Consider the following 24,411-nt stretch of genomic DNA (forward strand, 5'->3'; position numbering starts at 1 on the left):
CGACACCCGACTCAGCCGGCCTCGGGCTGAACGTAACCGGCCTCGTCGTCCTCAAGGTCCCCCGTGGCTCCCACGGCAACGGCGGAGCGCCCCAGGATGAGCGTGTAGGCCCACAGCAGCGCCAGCGCACCGGCTCCGATGGTGATCTTGACCGGCCAGGCAATGGGGGCCGGAGTCACGAATGCCTCAATGAGTCCGGCAACGGCCAGGGCGACGGTCAGGCCAACGGCCACCGTGATGAGGGCGCGTCCCTCTGCGGCCAGTGCGGCGGCGCGTCTGCGGGGGCCGGGGACCAGCATGGTCCAGAAGAGCTTGAGTCCGGCCGCACCGGCGATGAAGATGCAGGTCAGCTCCAGCAGGCCGTGAGGCGAGATGAGCGAGAAGAACACGCCGAGCATGTCGTGGTCGGCCATGATCGCCCCGGACTGTCCCACTTTGACGGCGTTTTTGTAGAGCATGACGAGCGGCACGAAACCGGTGATCCCGCCAGCCACGCAGATCGCTGCGAGACGGGCGTTGTTCGTCCACACCACCGCGGCGAAGTCTGGGGCGGAGTAGGTGGAGTAGTAGGACTCGAAGGCCTCATGGGCGTAGGCGTCCAGCTTCTCAGGGCTGCCCAGGGCGGCCATGGCCTCAGGACTGTGCAGGGTCCACACCCCCACCACCAGTGCCAGGGCGATCTCGGCGACCATCACCCCGCAGGTCCACCAGCGGATGCGGTACAGGGCTGCGGGCACGGACTGGAGAACGAATCGACGCACCGAGTGGCTCCTCACCTCCCGCGTTCCGGTCAGACGGCCACGAGCCGTGGCCACTCGGGAGGACAGCTCGGCGATGAGCTGCGGATCCGGCGCGGCCGAGCGCACCCGCGACAGATGGCGGGCACAGGTGCGGTAGAGAGCCACGAGCTCATCGGTCTCGGCGCCGCTGAGATGGCGGCGCCCCACGAGCACGTCGAGGCGTTCCCACTGATCACGGTGCGCTGCAGAGAAGGCATCAAGATCCACGCAAGGAGTCTGTCACGATGACCGCGTCACCCATATCCTCCGAGCGAATGATCGAGCCCGAGCTGCTCATCACCGGCGAGGCGGTCGCCCTGGACATCACCCCGGCGACGGTCGCCAATCGCATCACCTCGGGACTCATCGACTACGGCGTCTACGCCCTGGGGACAGGAGTGTCCGTGCTCGTGGTGATGGCACTGGCCGTCGCCGACGGCTCAGAGCTCGAGGACAATCTCGCGTTCCTCCAGGCAGTGCTGTCCCTGGTCGCGCTCGCCTGGCTGGTCGTCATCCCTTTGCTCGTCGAGTTCCTCAGCGGGGGCCGGAGCCTGGGCCGGATAGTGACCGGGGCCCGGGTGGTGCGGGACGACGGCGGCACCGTCAGGCTGCGTCACTGCCTGGTGCGGACACTGCTCGCCGTCGTCGAGATCTGGGGCACCTGGGCCGTACCGGCCCTGTGCGCCAGCGTCGTCTCCAAGCGGGGGAAACGGCTCGGGGACATGCTGGCCGGTACCTACGTGGTTCGAGAGCATCACCGCTCCCAGACGGCGCCACCGCTGCTCATGCCCCCCGAGCTGACCGAGTGGGCAGCGGGCACGGACCTGCGCGCCCTGCCCGGGGACCTGAGCCTGACGGCGCGCACCTTCCTGCAGCGCGCCTCCTCCCTCATGCCCGCCTCCCGCCACCAGCTGGGGCTGGAGCTGGCCTCTCAGGTCCAGGAGTACGTCTCTCCCCCACCGCCTGCGGGTACTCACCCCGAACGGTTCCTCGCAGCGGTCCTCACCGAGCGGCGCAACCGGGAGCTGGTGCTGGAGAGCCGCGACCGCCGACTGGAGGAGGACGTGCTCCGAGACATGGCTCGTCCTCCCTACGAGGTGGGCCCGGAGGCCCGACGGCGCTGAAGCCCCCTCCTCACACCTGGGACGGATCATCCGGGTTGGAACGGGGCGCGCCGCCTCATCCCAGCGGGTCAGGGTCGGGAGCGCACACGCGTCGTGCCTCGTGGACCAGGAGGATCGGCACGCCGTCGCGCACCGGGTAGGCCAGGCCCGTGTTCTGAGAGACGAGTGTCGGGTGACCGGCGTCGTCGATGCCGTCAACGAGCTCGTCCCCACTCAGCGGGCAGCGCAGGACGGCCCTCAGCCCGGAGGGGAGGAGGCGCGGCTCGGGCACGGATGCGTTGTCCGGCAGGCTCATACGTCGTCCTTCTGTCCGCGCAGGACCCGCAGGTGTCCACGCCGCAGGATCTCGTCCTCGGCGATCTCCGGCGGGGGCGGCAGCGGGGCCGTCAGGGAGGCCGGCATGATCCCGCCGGGGCGAGGCCTGTGCTCGGCCGGCGAGGCGACCGGGCGCGGAGCGCGGGAGGCCTCACGAACGGCGTCGGCCAGGGCCAGGAGGTCGTCCTCACTGGGAGGCGCCGGCTCGAACTCGGTGGCCAGGCGGATGATCTGCCAGCCCCGGGGGGCCGTGAAGGAGGAGACGTGCTTATCGCACAGGTCATAGGCCTCGGGCTGGGCCTCAGTGGCCAGCGGCCCCAGCACGATGGTGGAGTCCGCGTAGACGGAAGTCAGGGTGGCCACGGCTGGGCGCTCGCAGCCGGGCTTGCGGCAGTGTCGGACTCTTCTCACGCTCGCAGGTTACCGTGCCGCTGCCCGACGGTCATCCAGACGCCGCCTAGGCTGGCTGATGTGACCGACCTGTTCCCCTTCTCGCCCGGGCCGATTCCGCCGCGATCCGCCACTGCACCGGTGCGGCGCCCGGGCAGTCGTCGTGATCGTCACGGTCGGGGGCTGCGTGGTCCGCTCCTGCCGCCGAACCTCCCGGCCAGGCGCACCCGCGCCGAGCGCTTCGACGAGCTCGTCGTGGACGCTGCCCAGGACCTGGCCAGGCGTTGGCCGTCGGTGGACCAGATCCAGTTCGCCGTCGAGGAGGTCCCGCCCTCGGACCCGGCGCCCTGGGAGCGCTCGGTGGTGCTGGGACGCGGCTTCACCGCGGAGCCTCGCGCGGGGCTGCCGGCGCGCGTCGTCATCTACCGACGACCGGTGGCCTCCCGCGCCACGAACGAGGCGGAGCTGGCCGACCTGGTGCGCCGTGTCGTCGTCGAGCAGGTGGCCCTCATGCTGGGACGTCGACCTGAGGAGATCGATCCGGGCTCGGCTCCGTAAGACGGACTCCCCCGCCCGGGGCGAAGGCCCGTCAGTCCAGCAGGATGCGACGCTGGGCCTGAACAGTGGCGTCGGGCTGAGCCGGCACGGTGGAGATGAGCGTCCCGTCCATGTCTCCCCCGGCCTGTGCGGTCACGATGGTGGCGGCGGCCAGGCCGCTGGAGGTGCGGGACGTCCCCGATGAGTTCTCCTGGTTTCCTGTGCTCAGGCGGACGGCGGCGACCTTGGCCGGAACCTCGACGACGACGGAGCCGCCCTTGGCGACCTTGACGTCCTGGCTCCAGGAACCGTCGAGGGAGGACAGGGTGACGGAGGTGGTCGCACCGCTGTTGGCCACAGTGACCGCGGAGCTCAGGGAGGACCCGCGCGGCACGGCCAGCAGGCCGGAGTCCGCGGCTCCCGGCAGGCCGGCCTGCGCCCACGCCTGGTCATGGATGAGGGCCTTGGAGCGCTGGGGGTACTCGGCACCGCTGCGCACCATACGGACAGCGGCTCCCACCGGCGTGCTCGAGGTGACCTGCACGCCGTAGGTGCCTGCGGGCACGCCGGCCAGCTGGATGTCGAAGACGGAGCCGGCATCGATGGTCACGGACTGCGCCCCGCTCAGCGGGCGGGCCCCGTCCTTGCCGAGCATGGTCACCGACACGGTCGCCGGAGCCTGGCCGGGATTGACGATGCGCACGGCCGGGGCGTCGGAGGAGTCGGCACCGGTCTTGGCCTCAGGAACCTCGCCCTGTGCGGCCGGCTCGACGATCTCCACACCCGGGATCACGAGGTCGGTGGCCGGGGAGGCTCCCGGGGTGATGACGTCGGTGCCGGCGGGGGTCTCCCCGTCGAGGGACTCGGTGACGAGCGTGGGCACCACGGAGCCGCCATCGGCCTCGACGGATACGGCGATGCGCGGGTCCTGGCTGCCCTTCGTCTCCAGGGGCAGCGAGGAGGAGCCGCCTGCGGGCACGGTGATCTCCCCGTTGCTGGGCAGGCTGAGTCGGCCGATGGATCCGTAAAGGGTGACCTTCGCGGTGGCGGGGGTGACGCCGGGGTTGGTCAGTCGCAGCTCGGACGAGGAGCCCGCTGCGATGGATCCGCCCACGATCCAGGACATGGCGGCCGGCTGGGTGCAGGGGGCGGCGGTGAGCCCCCTCAGGTCACCGTTCCTGGTCAGAGTGGTCACCGATCCGACGGCGTTGGCCACCCGGCCGTCGGCAGGGACGAGGGTGAGGATGCCGCCCTCGGCGGTGTTCATGGAGGTGGCGGTGTCGGTGGGGATGCTCCGCCCCGCGTAGGTGGCCGACTGGGCGGTCCCGGTTCCCTTCGCGGGAACGATGGCGGTGGTGGACTCCGTGGCGCCGACGTCGGTGCCCCGCAACGTATTGGTGGGCGCGTGGGGGCACACGTAGGTGGTGGCGCCTCCGGGCTGGGCCAGGCTCAGGGCCTGCAGCTGCGGGGTTGGCGTGGTCGGTGCGGCGTGCCCCCACCAGGTGACGCCTCCGATCGCTGTGGCGAGCGCGGCCGAGGTCAGGATGCCGACGCTGCGAGCGAGCGTCCGCCCCAGCGAACGGCGGTGGCGCCTGGCGCTGCGGGAGCCGCTCCGACGCTTCTCGGAGGGGGCGTCGGGCCCGGCAGAGCCGGGGACCTCGGAAGCGGCAGCGTCGGCCACCCCCTCGGTGTCAGCGCCGGCGTCATCCTCAGGGGCATCATCGGCGGAGGAGCTGTCCTGGTCCTGGGGCGCGGGGCTGCCAGCGGCCTCGTCGTCGGCCGTGTCGTCGACCTTGCCCACGGTGGTGGTCTCGTCCCCGGCCTGCTCCGGACCCGGGCTCGTCGACCCGCGCTCCAGGGCCTGGGGCTCGGACGTGTCCTTCGACTCCTGCTGGCTGTCGGCGTCGTCCTCACGGGGCTGAGTCATGAGGCCATCTCCTTTCCGCGTCGCAGGGGCAGCGCCGCCACCAGGGTCAGGGCCCAGACGGCCCAGATCGTGTAGGTCGCAGCGGCGGTGGACTTGCGGGTGTGGGTGACGACCAGCTGCCCGCCCTCGGAGCCGACGGTGAAGCCCTGCTTCCAGCTGCCGTCCCGGGCGGGAACCGTCGTGGCCTCGAGGCGTCGGCCGTCGAGGGTGGCGCTCCATCCGGCGTCGGCCCGCTCCACCATGACGAGGGTGCGGGTGCCCGTTCCAGCGGGGATCCGGGTGCGGGTCCCAGACCTGGTACCGGTGGAGGTGACCGGGGCGACCTCACCATCGGCGTCGACAAGGCTCAGACGGGCCGAGTCGGGGTGCGCCGAGGACGTGACCCGCCAGGAGTTCCCCGAGGTGGTCTGGGCGAGCTGTTCCAGTCCCGGCGTCGAGGCCAGACCCACGCGGGCCTCGGCGGTGACGGTGTCGCCCTCCTTGTGATCGAGCAGGACGACGGCGATGCCGTGGGCCGCCAGGGCGTCAGCGGCCCCCTTGTCCTGGCCGGCGGTGGCGCGCGTGACGATCTGGGCGAGCTCGGCGTCGGCAGGATCCTCCAGGACAAGAGCCTGGGCTGCGGAGGTGCTGCTGCGCCCCGTCCTCTGTCCGTCCTTGGTGGGCTTGAGTCCGGGGTCGGCCAGAGCCGCTGCGGCACGGGTGCGCGCCTCGATGTTGACCGCTCCGGGCAGGACGTCGCTGATCTGGGTGCCGGGCCCTCGCCAGATGGTGGCCTGAAGTCCCTGAGGGGTGGAGGTGAGTCTGAGAACTCTTCCGGCTGCCCCCGACCCTTGGAACTGCTCGGCGATGAGCGGGATCTGCTGGGGCGTGGAGTGCAGCGCCAGGACCTGCGGGTTGCTGCCGCGGTGGGCCTGGTAGGACCAGACGGCGCCAAGCACCACCGGGGCGAGCAGGACGAGGCAGGCCGCCGTCGTGAAGACCGTCCTGAGCCGGCGCGAGCCCGCCCGCTTCACCGTCGGGCCGGTCTCTGCCGAGGAGGCTGAGGAGACGGAGTCCTTCGCGCAGGTCGCGTCGGTATCCTCCCGGCTCCGGCGCTCCAGGGCTCGGCGGCCGCTTCCGACCCGCTGTCCGATCAGGGTCCAGATGGTCTCGCCGGCGGTCAGGGCCGCCGTGAGGAAACCGCTCAGTGCCAGGGACAGACCGGCTCCTGCCCATCCGTTGACGGGAGTCAGGCCGTCTCCGGCGACGTCCGGGCCCAGCCCGGTCGGTGTGCGCAGGCAGAGCCCGCCCAGGACGAGGCCTCCCAGGGCCAGGAGGATGCCGGTGCGGGCAACCCGGACGCGCCGAGAGATGAAGAGACCGACGACGCCGAGGACCGGGACCAGCATGAGCAGTGCCCGGAGCAGGGCGCTCAAGGCCCCGGAGGACACGAGGGCGTCCATGTCCACTGGGGAGCCGGCCAGCAGGTCGAGACTGCTCGGTGCGGGCACGGAGATGGGCAGGCCGATGTCGGTCAGCAGCAGCCGGACCCCCTCGGCCCAGCCGGCCCTCTGACCCAGGCGCCAGGCGCCCCACCAGGCCGGGGCGGCCGTGACCACCATGGGAACCAGGGTGAGAATGAGCTTGAACCCGCGTCGCATGGTCACCGACAGCAGCAGGATGATGACGGCCAGCACGGCCGCAGTGGCCGGGACGGCCGCGACGACGACGCTCAGCAGCAACCCGGCGACAGCGGCGGCCGTCGCCGACCCGTACCCGTACTTCTCCGTGGGGGGCAGATCGACCTCGGTCTCCGGAGCGGCCGGGTCGGGGGCGTTGAGGGAGTCGAGAACCTCGCGCGCGGTCGCCAGGGCGGACGCCGCTCGGCCGGCCTCCTCGTCCTCACCACGGTCACGAGCGCCGTCGTCCGAGGTCGCGGCCTCGGCGTCGGTGGAGGCCGTCACGCTGGTGGTGCTCGGGTCCGCAGCAGCACCCGCCGAGGCGTCGTCCGGGGCGGGTGTCTTCTCAGTGCCCCCCTCCTGCGAGGACCCGGTATCGCCCTGGACGCTCGAGGCGGCCTGCGTCCCCTCGTCCAGGTGGGCGAGGTCGGTGACCTTCTCGGTGGAGAAGCGGTCGAGCTCGGCGCGTTCCTCATCGGTGAGCAGGTGAGCGCCCACCAGCCCGGACAGAACGAGGTCCCGCCGGTCGGCGCCCACGGCGCGGGCGAGGGCCAGTAGCGCCCAGGGAAGGACGAGGTGGACCAGGAGAGCACCGAGACGCCCCTGCCCCAGGGCGAGCAGGAGGCTGGGAGCCAGAGCCCACACGAGCGCCGCCCAGGCCCGCAGAACCACCTTCCGGGTCATCGTGCCGGCGGCGAACCATGCTCCCAGCGCCGCCAGGGGCACGGCCAGGAGCACCAGGGCGCTGATGAGCACGCCGGCCTCCAGCCCCACCAGCCGCCCCAGAGCCGCCAGCCCGGCCAGGATGGCCAGCAACGGGGTGACGCCTCCCGGATAGCCGTCAGCGGTGGCGATCCAGGTGCTCCAGGCGGTGTCCCACATCTGGCGCCAGCCGCCGCTGAACAGGGGCAGGGCCCCACCGGTGATGGAGCGGGTGAGCAGCAGCCGGGACAGGCCGTAGGTGCTCAGCGCCAGCACCAGCACCATGACGGCGCTCAGGGTGCGACGCCGGCTGCGGGCCAGTGCGGCGAGCTCACGCAGCTCGAGCTCGCTGGGAGCTGCCGCTCGGGCACGACGCTCACGCTCCTGGCGGGTGCGGTCGCGGCGCACCCCGCGGATCTCGGCCGGCGTGGCGTAGAGACGCCCCAGCGCGGATGCGGGCACGCTGGTGTGTCGGGCGAGCCGCCGTCTGGCCGCCCTGACCCGTCGACCGCGTCCGGCCACGGCCAGAGCCGCACCGAGCTCATCGCCGGCCAGCGCCGGCGCCTTGGAGGCGAGGCGCCACACGGCCCGCATCAGTCCGAGAACGACGAACCAGGTCAGCAGCAGGCCGATGGGCCGGGTTGAGAAGGCCGCCCAGTTGGTGAGCTGGGCAGTGCGCCGAGCCCGGAAGGACCTCTCCGGGTCAGGTTCCGGGAGCCTGACCGCGATGGCCTCAGCATCGGTGCGGGGCGGCGCGCTGGAGGAGTGAGAGACGGGTGCGGGGCGTCGAAGCCCCTGGTAGGAGGCCCGTCGGTGGCGGATGACGGCGGTGGGTTCGACGATGACGCGGTATCCGGCCAGGCGCGCGGCGCGCGAGAACTCCAAACCGTCACCGAAGGGGCCGAGCCACGGGGCGATGCCGCCGATCTCCTCCCACACCGCCCGGTCGACGAGGGCACCGGCCGTTCCCACGGCCAGAACATCGCTGCGGTCGTCGTGCTGCCCCTGGTCGACCTCGCCGGGGACGATGTCGTTGGCGCGACGGGCCGAGGCAGTGGCGCGCAGCCCGACCTCCAGGAGCAGCTCGGGGTTGTCCCAGCCCACCTGCTTGGGCCCGACGACTCCCACGGAGCGCGCATTGGTCGCGGCGGTCAGGAGCCGCTCGAGGCAGTCCTGAGCAGGAGCGGAGTCATCATGGAGCAGCCAGAACCACACCTGGTGCTCCGGCATCTCCGGGGTGGCCTCGGTGGGGGCCACGAGCCGCTGCTCGTAGGCGGTGATCGGTGAGAGCGCTCCGGTGGGACCGGTGATGGGACCGGAGCCTGACAGCAGAAGGTCACGCACCGAGGTGCGCGGCCCGCCCGAGGTGGCTTCGCTGTCCGAGCCCTCTGCGCCGTCAACGGTCTCCGGGCTGCGGCGTCTGCGGTTGCCCGCGGCGACGAGCCCGGCGTAGGCGGTCAGCCCCCGGGAGACGGCGTCCCCGAAGCTCTTGGCCTCCCTGACCCTGACGACACGCACCGCAGTGACGGCATCCAGCCCCGTTGTCTCAACAAGCTCCTCGATCGGGGTCCCGTCTCCCAGCCCGTTGGCTCTCGAGGCGACATCGACGACGAGGACGACGTCAGGCGCACAGGTCTGTGAGGCGATCGCGGAAAGTGTCTGCGCCAGAAACGGGCTCGCCCCGGCCGACACGACGACGGCCAGGGCTCCTACCCGACTGGCTCCCTGTGTGGAGCCGGCGCGGGTCATACTGCGCGACGCTTGAGCTTGCGCCGCTCGCGCTCCGACATACCGCCCCAGATACCGAAGCGCTCGTCGTTGGCGAGGGCGTACTCGAGGCACTCCTCACGAACCTCGCAAGTCGCACAGACTCGCTTGGCCTCACGTGTGGAACCACCCTTCTCCGGGAAGAACGCCTCTGGGTCCGTCTGAGCGCACAGTGCGCGCTCCTGCCACGCCAGAGGACCTTCATCGACGTCGTCACCACCACCGAAGAGGAGCGACAGGACTTCTGCGTCAGGCTCCTCCGGCTGCTTGAGCGGGCCGTCGCCGAGGATGTTCCACATGTCGGCCTCCCTTCGATCCGAGCTTCTTGTCAGTAAGAATTACATGCGTGTGAGACAAGGCCAGTCAAGCCGGCCAGGGAAAGTTCATCCTCTCGTGACCGTTGACATCATTCCTTGATATATCAAGGAATAACCCCATCTGGTTGCCACCATATGTTGGCTTCCTACAAATCCCCTGAGAGCCTCCCGCAGCCTGGCTGACAGCAGGAATGCGCGTGGCGTTTCAGAGAATTTCAGGGTTCCTGACGCACGTTTCCATATTGCCCCAACCGACTGGACGTTACCAGGGAGATTCCTGAAAGTCAGTAGATCTGCTTCAATCGGAGTCATGTACGACCCCCTGCTGCCGCTGCTTCCCGGCCCTCAAGACGCCGACAGACCGTGGCTTATTTGTTATGGAATCGATGAGCGAGTCGAGTTGACGGGACACGTCCTGTCCATGTGGCTGGCAAAGATCGCGGGATTGATCACATCGGAGTCCACACAGGGTGATGGAGTCCACGTCGGTCTCCCTCCGCACTGGCGGACCGTCGCCTGGACGTGCGGTGCGTGGTTGGCGGGCCGGGGCGTGCTCCTGGGGGATGAGGAGGAGATCGCTACCGCCGGCCTAACCCCTGAGCTGAGTGTGGCCTTCACCGCGGAGCGCCTCTGCGATGAGGCAGAGGTTCAGGTGCTGGTTCCTCCTGCCTCGCTGGCACTGCGCTGGCCGGGCGAGCTTCCCGCCCTCGCACTCGACGGCGCCGCCGACCTCATGCACTATCCCGACCACTTCACACCGGTGAGCGCCGCTGCCGACCTGACGTGCCTCAGTGACCTCACCACTGATCCCGCAGCACCGACGACTCAGGGCGGACCCGCCGGCACCATCCCGCCAGACGCACGGCCCGCCACCCTGACGCGTGCCGAGCTGGTGTCCCGTGTCGAGGCGGCAGCCGGAACCGCGGGGGCTGAGAGCCGCTCCACCTCACGTGCCGTCCTGGTGCGCTGTCCTGGCACGGCCCAGGCGCTCCAGGAGGTGCTGGTCGCCTGGCGAACAGGACGCACAGCGGTGCTTCTCACCCCCGAGGCCGGTGACGACATCGCCGCAGCCGCCGTCCGGCAGGAGGGCATCACCGAGGGGACTGACCGTACTCAGTCCCGCTGAGCGCGCAGGTCAGGGAACGTCGGCCTGGACGAGGGTGCCCTCCCCCTCAACGGACAGGCTGCGCTCGTCGGCACCGACGAACACGGCCTCGCCCTGGGCGAGCGTCTGCGAGTCGGCCTGTGTCACCAGCGTCATGGCGCCCTCGACGGCCAGGAGGATGCGCGGGCCCCGTCCGGGGACCGGCAGGCGCCCGTCGGCGGCCACCACGGTAGTGACCATGAGCTCGAAGTCATCCACCGGCGCGTAGTAGGCACGGGTGGCACGAGAGAGGTACTCGGGGGCAGGGCGCACCGGCGGCGCCGCCACGTAGTCGACACACGCCAGCATCTCGGGGACATCGATGTGCTTGGCGGTCAGTCCGGCGCGCAGCACGTTGTCGGAGGAGGCCATGACCTCCACACCCAGACCGGAGATGTAGGCGTGAACGCTTCCCGCAGGCACGAACAGCGCTTCACCGGCCTGCAGGGTGACGGGGTTGAGCAGGAGCGCGGCAGCGATGCCGGGATCCCCGGGGAAGGTGCCCGCCATCTTCACGACGTTGGAGTCCACCCGAAGCGACGGGGACGTGCCGGCCTCGAACCTGGCTGCGATCTCAGTGACGAGGGCGTCGATCTCCTGAGGACTCGGACGCGTGGCGGCTGAGACGACGTCGGAGAAGACCTGCCGGATGCCGTAACGGGTGGGGTTGAGCCGCAGGGTGCGGCGCATGCGTCGGGCCAGGGGGCTGTCCAGACCGGCCAGGACCTCGACGGCCCGGCGCGGGGCCCGGAAGCCGGCGACGGCCTGGAACCGCGTGAGTGCCAGAACCATCTCCGGCTTGTGGTTCGCGTCCTTGTAGTTGCGGGAGGGGTGGTCCAGTGCGATGCCGGCCTCATCCTCCAGGGCATAGCCCTCGACGGCCTGAGCCTGACTGGGGTGGACCTGGAGGGACAGGGGCTGCTCAGGTGCGATGAGCTTGAGGAGGAAGGGCAGACGACGCCCGAAGCGCCAGATGATGTCCTCGCCCAGGAGACGCTCCGGCTCGGCGTCAATGAGGTCGGACAGGACAGCGCCTTCGGCGACCCGTGCGGGGCCGGCCGGGTGGGAGCCGTACCAGGCCTCAGCCCAGGGGGCACCGTCGTCGGCCCTGCCCAGGAGGGCGGGAATGGCGGAGGTCGACCCCCAGGCGTACTGCTGGCGCGCTGGCTCAAGTCGTCTCATAGCGCCCTACCGTACCGGTACGCAGGCACGTCCTAGGCCCCGTTACCGTACCGGTACGGTGTGCCTCCTAAGCCTTGGCCCCGGGAGCCGGGAAAGGGGTGACGTCGGCCAGGCGGGGGTGCGCCTTGTCCTTGTCGGAGAGGATGGCCTCACTCAGCGCAATCGGCCAGGGCACGTTTGCCGTCTCATCGGCCAGGTTGAGGAAGGTGTACTGGGCATCGGCCGACCAGTGGTCGTTGACCAGGTAGGTGTAGGCGGTGTTGGGCTCCAGCGTCTGATAGGCGTTGCCCACGCCCCGCGGCACGAACACCGCCACCGACGGGTCGATCTCGCAGGTGTAGACGGCCCCGAAGGAGGACCCCTCACGCAGGTCCACCCAGGCGCCGAAGACGCGGCCGGTGGCCACCGAGACGAACTTGTCCCAGGGCTCGGCGTGGATGCCCCGGGTGACCCCGACCTCGTTGTTGAAGGAGATGTTGTTCTGAACCGGTCCGAAGTCGGGCAGCCCCAGGGCCAGCATCTTCTCCCTCTGCCAGTTCTCCTTGAACCAGCCTCGGTTGTCCCCATGAACAGTCAGGTCGATCCGCAGGAATCCCGGAATCGGCGTCTCCTCGATGGCGAGCGGCTTGCCCAGCTCGATCTGCCCCATTGATGGCCCCTTCTGTGCACATAGGTCTCGGTCTCGGCGCCACCGCGTCGGCGAGGCGCCACTGAGGGAGTCTATCGGCGCCACCTGCCCGACACCCCGGAGACAAGGCCACAGGGGCCGAACGTGCCGGGAACCACGGACATGAGTTCCCGATCCACCCGATCCTGGCGCCATTCGGGGCCGGAATGGGCCATGCTTGGAGCATGCGAGGAATCATTCTGGCCGGAGGCTCCGGCACACGACTCAACCCGATCACCCTGGGAACCTCCAAGCAGCTGGTGCCCGTCTACGACAAGCCGATGATCTACTACCCGTTGAGCACCCTCATGCTCGCCGGGATCCAGGACGTCCTCATCATCACCACCCCCCATGACGCCCCCTCCTTCCACCGCCTCCTGGGTGACGGCTCCCAGCTCGGTGTCAACCTGTCCTACACGGTCCAGCAGGAGCCCAACGGCCTGGCCCAGGCCTTCGTCCTGGGTGCCGACTTCATCGGTGACGACAGCGCCGCCCTGGTCCTGGGCGACAACATCTTCTACGGCCCCGGCATGGGCACCCAGCTGCGCCGCCACACCAGTCCCGACGGCGGCGTCGTCTACGCCTACCAGGTCGCCGACCCCACGGCCTACGGCGTGGTCGAGTTCGACGAGAGCTTCAAGGCCATCTCCATCGAGGAGAAGCCGGCCCGCCCCCGCTCCAACTACGCCGTTCCCGGCCTGTACTTCTATGACAACGACGTCGTCGAGATCGCCAAGAACCTCAAGCCCTCCGCCCGCGGAGAGTACGAGATCACCGACGTCAATCGCACCTACCTGGAGGCCGGTCGGCTCACCGTCGAGGTCCTCCCCCGCGGCACCGCCTGGCTCGACACCGGCACCTTCGACTCCCTGGCCGACGCCACCAGCTTCATCCGCACCGTCCAGCACCGTCAGGGCCTCAACATCGGCGCCCCCGAGGAGGTCGCCTGGCGCATGGGCTTCATCGATGACGAGGGCCTGCGCCAGCGCGCCGAGCCCCTGGTGAAGTCCGGGTACGGCGCCTACCTCCTGGGTCTGCTGGACCACCAGCAGTCCTGAGGCTCCTCGCCGGAGCACCCGGCCCGTTCCTCTCCCCCTCATGCCTGTGTGGGCGGGTGGCGCCAGTTCGCGCCACCCGCCCACGACGTTCAACGGCGGCTCGACGGAGCAGGCCCGGGTGCGGGCTGTCCGGCAAGCACACGGACGGCTCTACGCGTGCTTCTCGGCCGTGCGCGTCAGCATCGCCATGGAGGTTCCCAGTGCCGCAGTAGCGAGGCATGTCGTGAGGAACCAGACCATCATGGGTGAGACCGGCGCACTCCACCACCACTCGATGTTCTTGTTGAGGTTGAGCTCCCACCGTTCATTGGCGCCCTGAACGAATCGCAGCAGCAGTGTATGCAGGGTGATCGTCTGGCACAGCGAGATGCAGACGGTGACCCAGACAGCCTGCGGAACTGTGAACCACGCATCTTCATCCTGATCGACGGCCAGCATGAGGAAGAAGGTGGGCGCCAGCAGCGGGAAGATGTACCGGGCCTGGTAGAGCTCGATGGTGTCCATGGCGCCGTTGGCGTAGAACAAGGCCGGAAGAAGGCACATCGACCCCACGAGGATCATCAAGGCGGTCCACTTGCGCCATCCCCCGCGGCGCAAGGAGATCGCCACGAAGGCACCGGCCGCCATAATGGTGAGCACGTAGGGGGCGCGAGCCCCCAGAGGAACATCGTGCCAGCCCGGGGTCCATGTGTGTCCCCAGAATCCGCCAAGATACTTCGGGGCGGTCTCGAGCCCAACGAGGAGCTTCTCGAAGAAAGGCTGCTTATCGGCGGATGTCGCGGGATCAGACGCCTCGAACACCCGCAGGAAGTAGGCGACCTTCGACACCTGGGACGAGGCCATGAAGGTGACGCCCCCGAGGACGGCCACCCCGGCGAGGGCGCTCAGCCCTATCCATCCCCCTCGTTTCCACGGCACCACGAACAGCAGGGCGAGGCCGACGACGAGGAGGAAGAAGGCGGCGTCATATCGCGACGTCAAGCACATCACGGCGCCGATCACCGCGCAAAGCACCAGAGCGATACGACGACGCCCCTTCTGCTGCGTGGCCATGTACGTTGCCGAGGAGTAGGCCATCAACCCTGAGACGGCCCACGAGCTGGGATTGTTGGAGGCGATGAAGTAGACCCCCATGGGGACCCACGACGCGACGATCGCACCGATGAATGGCCGCCTCAGCCCCTGCGGTGCGCAGAGGCCGACGGCTCCCAGAACAGCAACGGCGATCAGCACATTGACGCCGCGCATCACCAGAACCGAGGTCTGCACATCCTTGCCGACGAGGAGGTGATGGAAGTGGTAGTAGCCAATCGGGTAGGCGCCGTTGTCAAAGCGCTTGGACCACACCATATGAGAATCGTCGTACCCGAGCGCACATCCCGCTGACTTGTTCGACTGGAGGACGTAGCACCTCATCGACTCGTCCGCCACCGCGATCGGAACCCGGACAACCGGATCACCGTCGACAACGCTGGTCTGGCAGGACTCGCCCGATGGACGGGGGCACCAGATGCTGCCCAGGTGATAGTTGTCGTCCGGCGACGACTCCACCGGCGAGGACACCGCCCACCCGAGCCCGGTCAGCAGCATGAGAACGAGGAGGAGCCCACCAACCAGTGCCGGGCGCCGCGACAGGAGCGCCCCGGCCTCTGAGCGGCCCGGGGACGGCAGTCGTAAGTACTTGGTGAGCACACGTCTCATGCTGGTCTCCGACGGAAAACAGGGAATCAGGGAGTTCAATCCGGTCGGATTCAACCTACAGGAGGTCCTGAAGATAAGCCTCCAGGCGCTCCGTGGAGTCGGCCGGGGTGAAGCCTGCGGCCTTGATCCTCGTGAGATCCAGGGCCGAGCTCAGCGGCCGGGGCGCGATCCCCTCCTGACCCGCGTAGTACTCCTCAGTGGTGACAGGCGTGACCTCGTCGGGACTGTGGCCGGCGCGCTCGTAGACCCGTTTGGCGACGTCGGCCCATGAGACGATCGGCCCCTCGCCGGAGAGGTTGTAGGTGCCGAACTCGGCGCCCGAGGCGAGAAGGTGGATGATGCCCGCCGCCAGATCGGAGGCGAAGGTGAGACGACCGGTCTGGTCGCCCACGACCCGCGGGCTGACACCGCGCTCCGCCAGGGAGAGCATCGTCTTGACGAAGTTCTTGCCGTCGCCGACCACCCATGAGGTACGCACCAGGTAGTGCCGGGGACAGACGCTGACGGCAGCGTCCCCGGCGGCCTTGGACTGTCCGTAGACCCCCAACGGCGAGGGAGACTCCTCCTCGGCGTGGACAGCCGTCACGCCGTCGAAGGTGTACTCGGTGGACAGATGCACCAGGGTCAGGTCGTGCTGCACGGCCGCCCGGGCCAGGTTGACCGGGCCGACCGTGTTGGCCCGCCAGGACAGGCGGCGTCCCTCAGGAGTCTCCGCCCCGTCCACGTCGGTCCAGGCCGCGGCATTGATATTGATGATGATGTCGTAGCTCGCCCAGTCCCAGGAGGACATGGCGGCCGCATCTGAGATGTCCACCTCCGGCAGATCGACGCCGGTGGGTTCGAAACCCGCCTGTGGCAGCAGGGCCATGAGCGCGCGCCCCAATTGGCCGTTGGCGCCGGTGAGGAGAACACGGCCACGCACCTGCCCGCCTCGGCACCCGGCGCACGGGAGGGAGGTCTCCTCGGCCCCCAGAGGTTCAGTGTCGTTCACGGCCCGTCTCTTCCTTCCCGCATGCGTCGTTTCGCCGACGCCTCACCATGGGTCATAGCCCGTCGATGAACACTACACGAGCGCGCCGGCCACTTTGGTCGATATCACCAAGGACAAACGGCATACCGCGCTCCGCACAGGGGTGCGGCGCTAGCGCGCCATGGCGGCGCGGTAGGCCTCGACGTGCGCCTGGGCGGAGGCCTTCCAAGTGAACTCGGCCGCCCGATCGAGGGCTGCGGCCCCCAGTGCCCGGCGCCGCTCGGGCTGGGCATCCAGGACCACGAGGCCACGGGCAATGGCCTGGACGTCCGATCCGCAGTAGGCGACGGCGTCGCCTCCGACCTCCGGCAGACTCAGCTCGCGAGTGGTGAGCACGGCGGCCCCGCAGGCCATGGCCTCGAGAACCGGCAGGCCGAAGCCCTCGCCGATGGAGGGATAGGCCAGGATCTCGCAGCCGGACAGGAATCCGGGCAAATCCTCAAGAGGCAGGTAGCCGGGCCGCAGGACGTTCAGGTGCCGGGGCACCTGAGCCAGGACCGGCTCGATCTCCTCATCCCAGCCGGGACCGCCGGCCAGCACCAGGGCCGGGGCGTCCTCGGAGTCGCGGAAGACGTCGATCCAGGCGCGCACCAGGTTGGGAACGTTCTTGCGAGGCTCCAAGGTCCCCAGGAAGCCGATGTAGCGCTTGCCCTCCAGGCCGAGGGAGGCGGCCACACGGGCCCTCTCAGCGTCGTCGACCGGGTGGAACACGGAGGTATCCACACCGTGGTAGGCGACGTGAAAGCGCTCGGGATCGCCACCGGCGTATGCGATGGTCTCGTCACGGGTGGCCTGGGAGGGCACGATCAGCGCGTCGGACCCGCGCACGGCCCGACGGATGGCGCGGGAGAAGAACTTCTGCTTGAAGGGCGAGTGCGCCTGCGGGTGGGAGAAGAACGTGGCGTCGTGGAGGGTGACGGCCACGGGCACCTGGTGCAGCACCGGAAAGGTGTAGTGGGGCGAGTGCAGGACATCAGGGCGGATCCGATGGATGAGTGCCGGCAGCCCCGTCTGCTCCCAGGCCATCCGGGCACCGCGCGACTCCATGGACTCAGGCACCGGGAAGAGGTGAGCGCTGGGCACCTTGGCGGAGAAGTGCGCGACATCCCGCTGCTGGACGGCCATGGCCAGGTTGACGCCGGAGGCGATGAGCTCGGGCACGAGGTCGTCGACATAGCGCCCCACGCCTCCGAGATCAGCCGGGATCGCCGTTGCATCAAGAAGAACCTTCATGACGGCAGGCTACCGCGCCGCGCGCGGCCACCCCGTACTCTGAGCCCATGAGCGCAGATCACTCCCGCCCGGCGCACTCCCCGGCCCCTTCCTCCTCCCCCGCCTCCCGCACCACGACCTCCAGGTCCTCCAGCGCCAGCGGCTCCCGTCCGTCGGCTCGCCCCCGCGGTCCACGAGTGGGCCTGGTGGTTGAGCAGCTGTGGCAGCCCGTCCCCGGGGGCTCGGGCACCTACATCGTCGAGCTCTCCCAGGCCCTGCGCGCCCGGCGGGTGCCCGTGGCCGGGATCACCGCCCATCATCAGGGGGCTCCATCGCCCAGGGAGGTCGGCCTGCCACCGATGCCGATGCGCTCCTCCCACCTGCCGCGCACCGCCCTGTACGAGTCCTGGAACCGCCTGGGGCTGCCGCGGGCCGAGTCCATCCTGCCCGGCGCCCAGCTCATTCACGCCACCACCTGGGCCCTGCCCCCCACCTCGCTGCCACTGGTCGTCACTGTGCACGACCTGGCCTTCCTGCGCGCACCGGAGCACTTCACCCCACGCGGCAACGCCTACTTCAGCCGCTCCCTGGAGCGCGTCATCGCCGAGGCGAGCGCCATCATCGTGCCCTCCCAGGCCACCGCCGACGACTGCATCGCGGCAGGGATCGACGCCGCCCGCCTCTACGTCATTCCGCACGGGGTGCGCACCCGGGCCGTCAGCGACAAACAGATCGGGAGCTTCCGCGCCACCCGGGGCCTCGCACGCGACTACATCCTGTGGACGGGCACGCGCGAGCCCCGCAAGAACCTGCTGGGACTGCTGCGGGCCTTCGCGCTCCTCATCGAGGAGCACAACGAGGAGCACAACGACGTCGGCGACCTCGACCTGGTCCTCGTCGGTCCGGTCGGATGGGGCGACGATGCCGTCGAGCGCGAGCTGCTGACCCGGCTGGGTGATCGGGTCCACGTCACCGGCAGGCTCGACGACGATGAGCTGGCTGCCGCCTACAGCGGCGCCCGCGCCTTCTGCTTCCCCTCCGTCTGGGAGGGCTTCGGTCTGCCGGTCCTGGAGGCCATGGCCTACGGGACCCCGGTGGTCACCAGCGCCGGGACCTGCATGGCCGAGGTGACCGGGGAGGCGGGCCTGCTGGCGGATCCCTCCTCGCCGCACGAGATCGCGGACCGGCTCGCCCGGGCCGTCGGCCCGGAGCACGACGAGCTGGCCCGGGCCGGCCGCGAGCGCGCTCGGACCTTCACCTGGGACGCCTGTGCAGCTGCGCACACGGAGGTCTATCACGCCCTCATCGGAGGTGCGGTGTGACGCAGCCCGTCAGGCGTCCCTCAGCTCGCGTTGTCATCGTCAACTGGCGTCAGGCCGAGCTGACGATCCGGGCAGCCCGGTCCATCCGAGAGCAGCTGGGAGACGGGGACGTGCTCGTCGTCGTGGACAACGCCTCCGGCGACGGCTCGGTCGAGCAGCTGCGCCGGGAGGGGCTCCCAGTGGTCGAGTCCCCTGAGAACCGGGGCTTCGGCGCCGGTGTCAACCTCGGGGCCCAGGGCATGGTTGAGGATGTCCTCGTCCTGCTCAACAATGACGCGATGGCCGAGCCCGGCTTCCTTGAGGCACTCCTGAGGCCCCTGAGCGATCCACCGGCCGCGGCGGCACCGGCCGCGGCGACGGCGCGAATCCTTCTGGCCGGCCGTTGGAAGCCGGCCGCCCCGGGGCAGCAGGACGTACTCGTCTCCCCCCGCACCGGTCGGTGGGCCCGGGTCGACGACGAGGCCGCTTCCCGCGGCGAGGGGGAGGTGCTGGTCAACTCCACCGGCAACCTGGTGGACGCCTCCGGTAACGGCTACGACCGGGACTGGCTGGTGCCAGCCGAGCGGGAGCACTCCCCCAGTGAGGTCTTCGGCCTGTGCGGGGGCGCCTGCGCGATCCGGCGTGAGGCGTGGCGAACCCTGGACGGCTTCCGTGAGGACCTGTTCATGTACTACGAGGACACGGATCTGTCCTGGCGCCTGCGTGAGCGCGGTTGGAGGGTCGTCTACGTGCGCGAGGCGGTGGCGCACCACGAGCACGCCTCCTCCTCGGGCACCGACTCACCGATGTTCATCCGGGTCAACGTCCGCAACCGGATACTGACGGCGGCCGCCCACAGTCCGGCCCCGGTGGTGATGCAGGCGCTGGCACGCACGCTGGTGCGGACCCTCCGGGGACCGCAGCGCGGCCCGGTGATGACAGGACTTGCTCAGGCGGTCGCCGGCCTACCGCGCGAGCTGCGTCGGCGCACGAGGGGCCGCGCGAGACGCTCGTCGACCTCGGCTGAGCACCGCTGATTCCACTTCCCGACTACGCCGATGCCACCTCACCCGATACAGTGACGGGGCTGAGACCTTATCAGACGCCCCGGGCGTTTCGATAACATCGCCAAACACGATGCGCCCCTGACCAGATCAAGGAGGATCCCCGACAATGGCTGGACAAGCCGCACAATCCCCACGAGTCACCGTGGTGACCCGGACCCGCAACCGTCCCATGCTGCTGACGCGAGCACTCCAGTCGGTCGGGGCCCAGTCCTTCCAGGACCTCGAGCTCGTCATCGTCAACGACGCCGGAAGCACCGAGCCGGTGGACATCGCCCTGGAGAGCGCCCCCCAGTGGCTGCGGGAGCGCACCACGGTGGTCACCAACAAGACCTCTCACGGGCGCGAGGCCGCTCTGGAGGACGGTCTGGCCGTCTCCTCCTGTGAGTTCTTCGCGATCCATGATGATGACGACTCCTGGGAGCCCGGCTTCCTGACCGCCTGCGTGGCCCACCTCGACGAGCACCCCTGCCATGGGGCTGTGGCGACGCGCTGCGACTTGATCTCCGAGACGGTCTCAGAGGAGGGCATGATCGAGGTCAACCGAGGGATTCTGGCACCGGACAGGGAGAGCTGGACCCTCATCGACACGATGGTGGCCAACTACGTGCCGCCGATTTCCCAGCTCATCCGCCGCGAGGTGGCCGACCGCATCGGCCACTGGGACGGCACCCTGCTGACCCAGGCCGACTGGGACTTCAACCTCCGCCTGCTGGCGACCTCCCCGGTCGGCTTCATCGACGGCGAGCCGCTGGCCCACTGGCACCACCGCGACTCCACCGACGAGTCGGTGGGCAACTCCGTCGTCGTCGACGCCGTCCACCACCGCACCGACAACCTCGCCATTCGGGACCGTTACGCCCGCCTGTCAGTGAACTGCACCGGGACCGAGGCCTCCGCCCCGCAGGGCGTGACAGCCGCTTCCGAGAACCTGGGACTCCTGCTCGTCTCGGCGGAGTACTACCACCGGATCCAGAAGAGGCTGGAGCAGCAGGACAAGGAGATCGCGCACCTCCAGAGGGCCATGCGCGACCTGCGCTTCACCATCGGAGACCTGCATGACACGATGCGCCAGGTCCTCATGCATACTCATGCGATCAACCTGAAGGTCGACCATGTGGAGGCCACGGCCAAGCCCTTCTTCCGCACCGTGGCCCAAGGGGTCAAGAAGATCCAGAGGCGCTGAGCAGCGGCGCTGCCCGCCCCGCCGAGCCTCAGTCGTCCTTGGTGAACGTGACCATGGGGCGGGGCGGGTCGATCCGCTCGTAGTGGGCTCCCAGGGCGACCAGCCCCCCGGATTCCATGCGCGGCCCGGGGATGATGTCGAAGGCCGTGGCCTTCTGGTAGGCGTCAATGACGCTGGAGAGCTGCCAGGGCTGGATGGACCCGGAGATGAGGTAGGCGCCAGGGCGCAGCATCATCGCGGGGATCGAGATGTCCACCGTCCCCTCGCCCGGCTCGATCCTCTCGGGCTGGAAGCCGTCGTCGAGGCCGTGAAGCCCCCACGCGAAGATGCCCTCGCGAGTGTCGATGGAGCAGCCGAAGACGGGTTTCTCGATCGTCTCCTCGCAGCGGAAGTGCAGCCGGATGGTGGCCTCGTCCCCGGTGCGCATGGAGCCCACCGGCCGGCCCGTGCGATCGAGCAGCTCGATCCGGCTGATCTGGGCCTCACCGCTGCCGAAGCGGGTTCCTTGGCCCTCCTTGACCTTCTTGGCTCCGTGGGTGACGTCGGAGTACTTGTCGATGACCTCGGGGGCCGGTCCGACTTCCTTGAGCCTGCCGTGGTCGAGCCAGGCGACCTCGTCGCAGAAGGTGCGCATCTGCTCCAGGCCGTGGGAGACGACGACGACGGTGCGTCCGTCCTCCCGGAACTCGGCGAACTTGTCCATGCATCGCTCCTGGAACTCCATGTCGCCCACGGCCAGGACCTCGTCAACCAGGAGGATCTCTGGCTCGACGTGGATGGACACGGAGAAGCCCAGGCGCACGTACATGCCCGAGGAGTAGTTCTTCACCGGCTGGTCGATAAACTCGCCGACCCCGGAGAAGTCGACGATGTCGTCGAACTTGGCCTCGATCTCCTTGCGGCTCATCCCCAGGATGGCCCCGTTGAGGAAGATGTTCTCTCTTCCGGAGAGCTCGGGGTGGAAGCCGGAGCCGACCTCCAGCATGGCGGCCATGCGTCCGCGGGCGGTGATGGAGCCGGAGTTGGGGGCCAGGATCTTGGCGATGCACTTGAGCAGCGTGGACTTACCGGACCCGTTGTGCCCCATGAGCCCGAAGGTCTTGCCCTCCGGGATGTCGAAGGTAATGTCCTTCAGGGCCCAGAAGTCCTCGTAGACGCCGCGGCTGCGTTGGAGGACCGCGCCCTTGAGGGACTGGTTGCGGTGGCGGTAGATCCTGAAGCGCTTGGAGACGTCCTCAATGCGCACGGCGAGCGCCTGCGGGGACGCCGACGAAGCGGCCTGCGCCGACGAGGCGAGTGATGATGCGGACAATCCGGTTGATGCAGCCATCTTCGGGTATCAGAGCTCCTCAACGATGCTCGCCGAGTGCCGGCGGAAGAAGACGAGGCCCAGGCCGAGCATGACGAAGGACCACAGCAGGCAGGCCAGGGAGACGGGCAGTGACGGCAGGGCGAACTCGAACAGGCAGGACCGGAAGGCCTCGAGGAAGGTCTCGGCCGGGTTGAGACGCAGGATCGTGGTGAGCGGGATCGGTTCGCCGTTGATCTGCCAGCCCTTGTCGAACAGGTCGTTCTGGACTTTGTCGACCATGGTCAGGGAGAAGACGACGCCGGAGGCGTACATCCAGATCTGGTTGAAGATCTGCCACAGGTGGCCCAGGTCCCGGAAGTAGACGGTGGCGATGGACAGGATGAGACCCAGCCCGACGGCGAACATGCCCGCCAGCAGGGTGACGACGAGCAGCGCTGGAAGCATGAGGAGGACCCCGGGGCCACCCATGATCATGGCGATAACGGTCAGAACGAGCAGCTCGAAGGCGAAGTCGACGGCCAGGGACAGCACCGCGGAGTATATGAGGACCTGACGTGGGAAGTAGACCTTCGTGAGCAGCCCCGAGTTGTCCACGAGGGCGTTCATGGAGGCCATGATGCCGCTGGACATGAAGTTCCAGCTGAGCACCCCGATACCGATCCACAGTGCGAAGGAGTCGATGCCGGAGTTGCGGCCCGGTGCCACGCCGCCGCGGAAGACGACGCCGAAGATGAGAGAGAAGACGGCGACCGTGGCCAGGGGGTTGATGAAGGACCACAGGCGCCCCAGGGCCGTGCCCTTGAACTCCGACGAGACCGAGCGCTGAGTCAGCCGCAGGGTGAGGTCCAGCGTCCGGCGGGCATCCTCCGAACGGAGCAGTCGAGACAGCCGCATAGGCTCACGCCTCCTTCACTGTACTGGTGGGCGCTGGCGGAACCGCCCCGTCCTGGGCGTCGATCCAGTCGCACAGCCGGTTGATGCCCTCAGCGACGCCGACCCGGGGCTCCCAGTCCAGCGCCTGGCGGGCGCGCGCGGTGTCCGCCCAGGCGGCGCGCACATCGCCGTCACGGAACTGGCCGGTGACGTGCGGGGCGGGCGCTCCGTAGTGCTCGGCGATCGTCTGAGCGACCTGCATGATGGTGGTCCGCTCCCCCAGGCCGATGTCGTAGGGCAGGGCGGCGGCCGGCGAATGCAGGACGCCGGCCACGATGGCGGAGGCGACGTCGTCGATGAAGACGAAGTCCCGCACGATCTGGCCGTCCTCGTAGACCGGGATGGACTGCCCCTGCTTGGCCAGGCGGGCGAAGAGGGAGACGATGCCGGTGTAGGGGTTGATGAGGGACTGGCCAGGGCCGTAGACGTTCTGAAGCCGGTAGAGCACCGGCGTGACACCGAAGGAGCCGCACCAGGAGGTCACGAGGTTCTCCTGGCAGAACTTGGTGGCGGCGTAGACGTTGGCCGGGGATGCCTTGACCTCGGAGGAGGACTGGACCGAGGGGGTCAGGCCCTCGAAGTCCCACTGTCCGGCCTCGAGCATCGCGTGAGTGCGCTGCCCGGGGTAGGAGGGGCGCCCCTCGGCGTCAATCCACGCCCCTTCACCGTAGACGGCCCGGGAGGAGGCCAGGATGATCTTGTCCGGGCGGATCTCGTGACGCACGAGGGCGTCGAGCATCTGGGTGGTACCGACGACGTTGACGTTGGCGTGGCGGGAGGCCTCGGTGAGCGACTGGCCGGTCCCGGTCTCCGCGGCCAGGTGGACGATGACATCCGGTGCTACCGCGGCCAGGACCGAGTCCCAGTCCTCGGCGAGGGCCACGTCCAGCCGGTGCAGCTCCACGCGCTCGTCGAGCTCGGCGGGGCGCTCCTGGGACGGGTGGATCTGCGGGTGCATGTTGTCCAGGGCCACGACGCGGTCGAAGGCGTCCGCCAGGTCACGCGAGATCGCGCAGCCGATGAATCCGGCGCCACCGGTCACGAGGCAGGTACGGGTCACGAGGGTCTCCCTTGGTGTAGTCGAGTCGGGGCGGTGGGACGAGCT

21 protein-coding genes are annotated in these 24,411 nt (G+C 69.3%); 7 read left to right on the forward strand and 14 right to left on the reverse strand.

Annotation, left to right across the window (positions count from 1 at the left end; all coding sequences use genetic code 11):
• Window positions 1-11 precede the first annotated feature (11 nt).
• The gene (locus FBF36_RS10045; protein WP_009395332.1) at window positions 12-1,007 is read right to left on the reverse strand and encodes a stage II sporulation protein M; all 996 of its coding nucleotides are present in this window, start codon (window positions 1,005-1,007) and stop codon (window positions 12-14) included.
• A 17-nt stretch (window positions 1,008-1,024) separates the two neighbouring features.
• Here FBF36_RS10045 and FBF36_RS10050 point away from each other — a divergent pair, with 17 nt between their 5' ends.
• On the forward strand, window positions 1,025-1,903 hold the full coding sequence (locus FBF36_RS10050; protein ID WP_034491864.1) for an RDD family protein: 879 nt from the start codon (window positions 1,025-1,027) through the stop codon (window positions 1,901-1,903).
• Between the two features lie 55 nt (window positions 1,904-1,958).
• Here the strand turns inward: FBF36_RS10050 and FBF36_RS10055 are convergent, their stop codons facing one another.
• Window positions 1,959-2,198: a Trm112 family protein gene (locus FBF36_RS10055; RefSeq protein ID WP_009395334.1), complete on the reverse strand. Its 240-nt coding sequence runs from the start codon at window positions 2,196-2,198 to the stop codon at window positions 1,959-1,961.
• Window positions 2,195-2,629: a DUF3499 domain-containing protein gene (locus FBF36_RS10060; protein ID WP_034491867.1), complete on the reverse strand. Its 435-nt coding sequence runs from the start codon at window positions 2,627-2,629 to the stop codon at window positions 2,195-2,197. The genes FBF36_RS10055 and FBF36_RS10060 overlap by 4 nt, the downstream gene beginning before the upstream one ends.
• A 60-nt stretch (window positions 2,630-2,689) precedes the next feature.
• Between FBF36_RS10060 and FBF36_RS10065 the strand changes: the two genes are divergently transcribed.
• Window positions 2,690-3,166 (forward strand): metallopeptidase family protein, encoded by a 477-nt coding sequence (locus tag FBF36_RS10065; protein ID WP_034491872.1) that lies wholly within the window; start codon window positions 2,690-2,692, stop codon window positions 3,164-3,166.
• A 31-nt stretch (window positions 3,167-3,197) separates the two neighbouring features.
• Here FBF36_RS10065 and FBF36_RS10070 read toward each other — a convergent pair whose 3' ends face one another.
• The 3 genes from FBF36_RS10070 to FBF36_RS10080 are packed head-to-tail and all read right to left on the reverse strand — an operon-like array spanning window position 3,198 to window position 9,498.
• On the reverse strand, window positions 3,198-5,072 hold the full coding sequence (locus tag FBF36_RS10070; RefSeq protein ID WP_138137469.1) for a DUF5719 family protein: 1,875 nt from the start codon (window positions 5,070-5,072) through the stop codon (window positions 3,198-3,200).
• Entirely contained in the window at window positions 5,069-9,181 is a 4,113-nt protein-coding gene (locus FBF36_RS10075) for a glycosyltransferase (protein ID WP_138137471.1), read from the reverse strand. Before FBF36_RS10075 ends, FBF36_RS10070 begins: the two co-directional genes overlap by 4 nt.
• Entirely contained in the window at window positions 9,178-9,498 is a 321-nt protein-coding gene (locus FBF36_RS10080) for a WhiB family transcriptional regulator (RefSeq protein ID WP_003779817.1), read from the reverse strand. Before FBF36_RS10080 ends, FBF36_RS10075 begins: the two co-directional genes overlap by 4 nt.
• A 328-nt stretch (window positions 9,499-9,826) precedes the next feature.
• Between FBF36_RS10080 and FBF36_RS10085 the strand changes: the two genes are divergently transcribed.
• A complete protein-coding gene (locus FBF36_RS10085) occupies window positions 9,827-10,642 on the forward strand; it encodes a TIGR03089 family protein (RefSeq protein WP_009733930.1) in 816 nt (271 codons plus the stop codon).
• Window positions 10,643-10,651: 9 nt separating this feature from the next.
• Here FBF36_RS10085 and manA read toward each other — a convergent pair whose 3' ends face one another.
• Window positions 10,652-11,842, reverse strand: a complete 1,191-nt coding sequence (manA, locus tag FBF36_RS10090; protein WP_009733929.1) for a mannose-6-phosphate isomerase, class I — start codon at window positions 11,840-11,842, stop codon at window positions 10,652-10,654.
• Between the two features lie 67 nt (window positions 11,843-11,909).
• On the reverse strand, window positions 11,910-12,491 hold the full coding sequence (locus FBF36_RS10095) for a dTDP-4-dehydrorhamnose 3,5-epimerase family protein (RefSeq protein ID WP_009733928.1): 582 nt from the start codon (window positions 12,489-12,491) through the stop codon (window positions 11,910-11,912).
• A 203-nt stretch (window positions 12,492-12,694) separates the two neighbouring features.
• Here FBF36_RS10095 and rfbA point away from each other — a divergent pair, with 203 nt between their 5' ends.
• Window positions 12,695-13,567 carry a glucose-1-phosphate thymidylyltransferase RfbA gene (gene rfbA / locus FBF36_RS10100; RefSeq protein ID WP_009733926.1) on the forward strand — a complete coding sequence of 291 codons (873 nt, stop codon included), beginning with the start codon at window positions 12,695-12,697 and terminating at the stop codon, window positions 13,565-13,567.
• 150 nt (window positions 13,568-13,717) lie between these two features.
• Here rfbA and FBF36_RS10105 read toward each other — a convergent pair whose 3' ends face one another.
• The 3 genes from FBF36_RS10105 to FBF36_RS10115 all read right to left on the reverse strand — a co-directional run bounded on the left by FBF36_RS10105 (window position 13,718) and on the right by FBF36_RS10115 (window position 17,531).
• Entirely contained in the window at window positions 13,718-15,268 is a 1,551-nt protein-coding gene (locus FBF36_RS10105) for a DUF2142 domain-containing protein (RefSeq protein ID WP_009733925.1), read from the reverse strand.
• A gap of 55 nt (window positions 15,269-15,323) precedes the next feature.
• On the reverse strand, window positions 15,324-16,259 hold the full coding sequence (locus FBF36_RS10110; protein ID WP_009733924.1) for an SDR family oxidoreductase: 936 nt from the start codon (window positions 16,257-16,259) through the stop codon (window positions 15,324-15,326).
• Between the two features lie 150 nt (window positions 16,260-16,409).
• Window positions 16,410-17,531: a glycosyltransferase family 4 protein gene (locus tag FBF36_RS10115; protein WP_009733923.1), complete on the reverse strand. Its 1,122-nt coding sequence runs from the start codon at window positions 17,529-17,531 to the stop codon at window positions 16,410-16,412.
• A 176-nt stretch (window positions 17,532-17,707) separates the two neighbouring features.
• Here FBF36_RS10115 and FBF36_RS10125 point away from each other — a divergent pair, with 176 nt between their 5' ends.
• From FBF36_RS10125 to FBF36_RS10135, 3 genes are all read left to right on the forward strand, one after another.
• Window positions 17,708-18,832, forward strand: a complete 1,125-nt coding sequence (locus FBF36_RS10125; protein ID WP_075377638.1) for a glycosyltransferase family 4 protein — start codon at window positions 17,708-17,710, stop codon at window positions 18,830-18,832.
• Window positions 18,829-19,848 (forward strand): glycosyltransferase family 2 protein, encoded by a 1,020-nt coding sequence (locus FBF36_RS10130; RefSeq protein ID WP_009733919.1) that lies wholly within the window; start codon window positions 18,829-18,831, stop codon window positions 19,846-19,848. Before FBF36_RS10125 ends, FBF36_RS10130 begins: the two co-directional genes overlap by 4 nt.
• A gap of 136 nt (window positions 19,849-19,984) precedes the next feature.
• Complete coding sequence (locus tag FBF36_RS10135; RefSeq protein WP_034490934.1) at window positions 19,985-21,061, forward strand: glycosyltransferase family 2 protein; 1,077 nt, start codon at window positions 19,985-19,987, stop codon at window positions 21,059-21,061.
• Between the two features lie 28 nt (window positions 21,062-21,089).
• Here the strand turns inward: FBF36_RS10135 and FBF36_RS10140 are convergent, their stop codons facing one another.
• The 3 genes from FBF36_RS10140 to FBF36_RS10150 are packed head-to-tail and all read right to left on the reverse strand — an operon-like array spanning window position 21,090 to window position 24,366.
• Entirely contained in the window at window positions 21,090-22,391 is a 1,302-nt protein-coding gene (locus FBF36_RS10140) for an ABC transporter ATP-binding protein (protein ID WP_087943942.1), read from the reverse strand.
• A 9-nt stretch (window positions 22,392-22,400) separates the two neighbouring features.
• On the reverse strand, window positions 22,401-23,267 hold the full coding sequence (locus FBF36_RS10145) for an ABC transporter permease (protein ID WP_009733916.1): 867 nt from the start codon (window positions 23,265-23,267) through the stop codon (window positions 22,401-22,403).
• Window positions 23,268-23,271: 4 nt separating this feature from the next.
• Window positions 23,272-24,366, reverse strand: a complete 1,095-nt coding sequence (locus FBF36_RS10150; protein WP_009733915.1) for an NAD-dependent epimerase/dehydratase family protein — start codon at window positions 24,364-24,366, stop codon at window positions 23,272-23,274.
• Window positions 24,367-24,411: the final 45 nt, after the last annotated feature.

Origin of the sequence: Actinomyces sp. oral taxon 171 str. F0337 (assembly GCF_005696555.1) — a bacterium.
Taxonomy (GTDB): Bacteria; Actinomycetota; Actinomycetes; order Actinomycetales; family Actinomycetaceae; genus Actinomyces; species Actinomyces oris_E.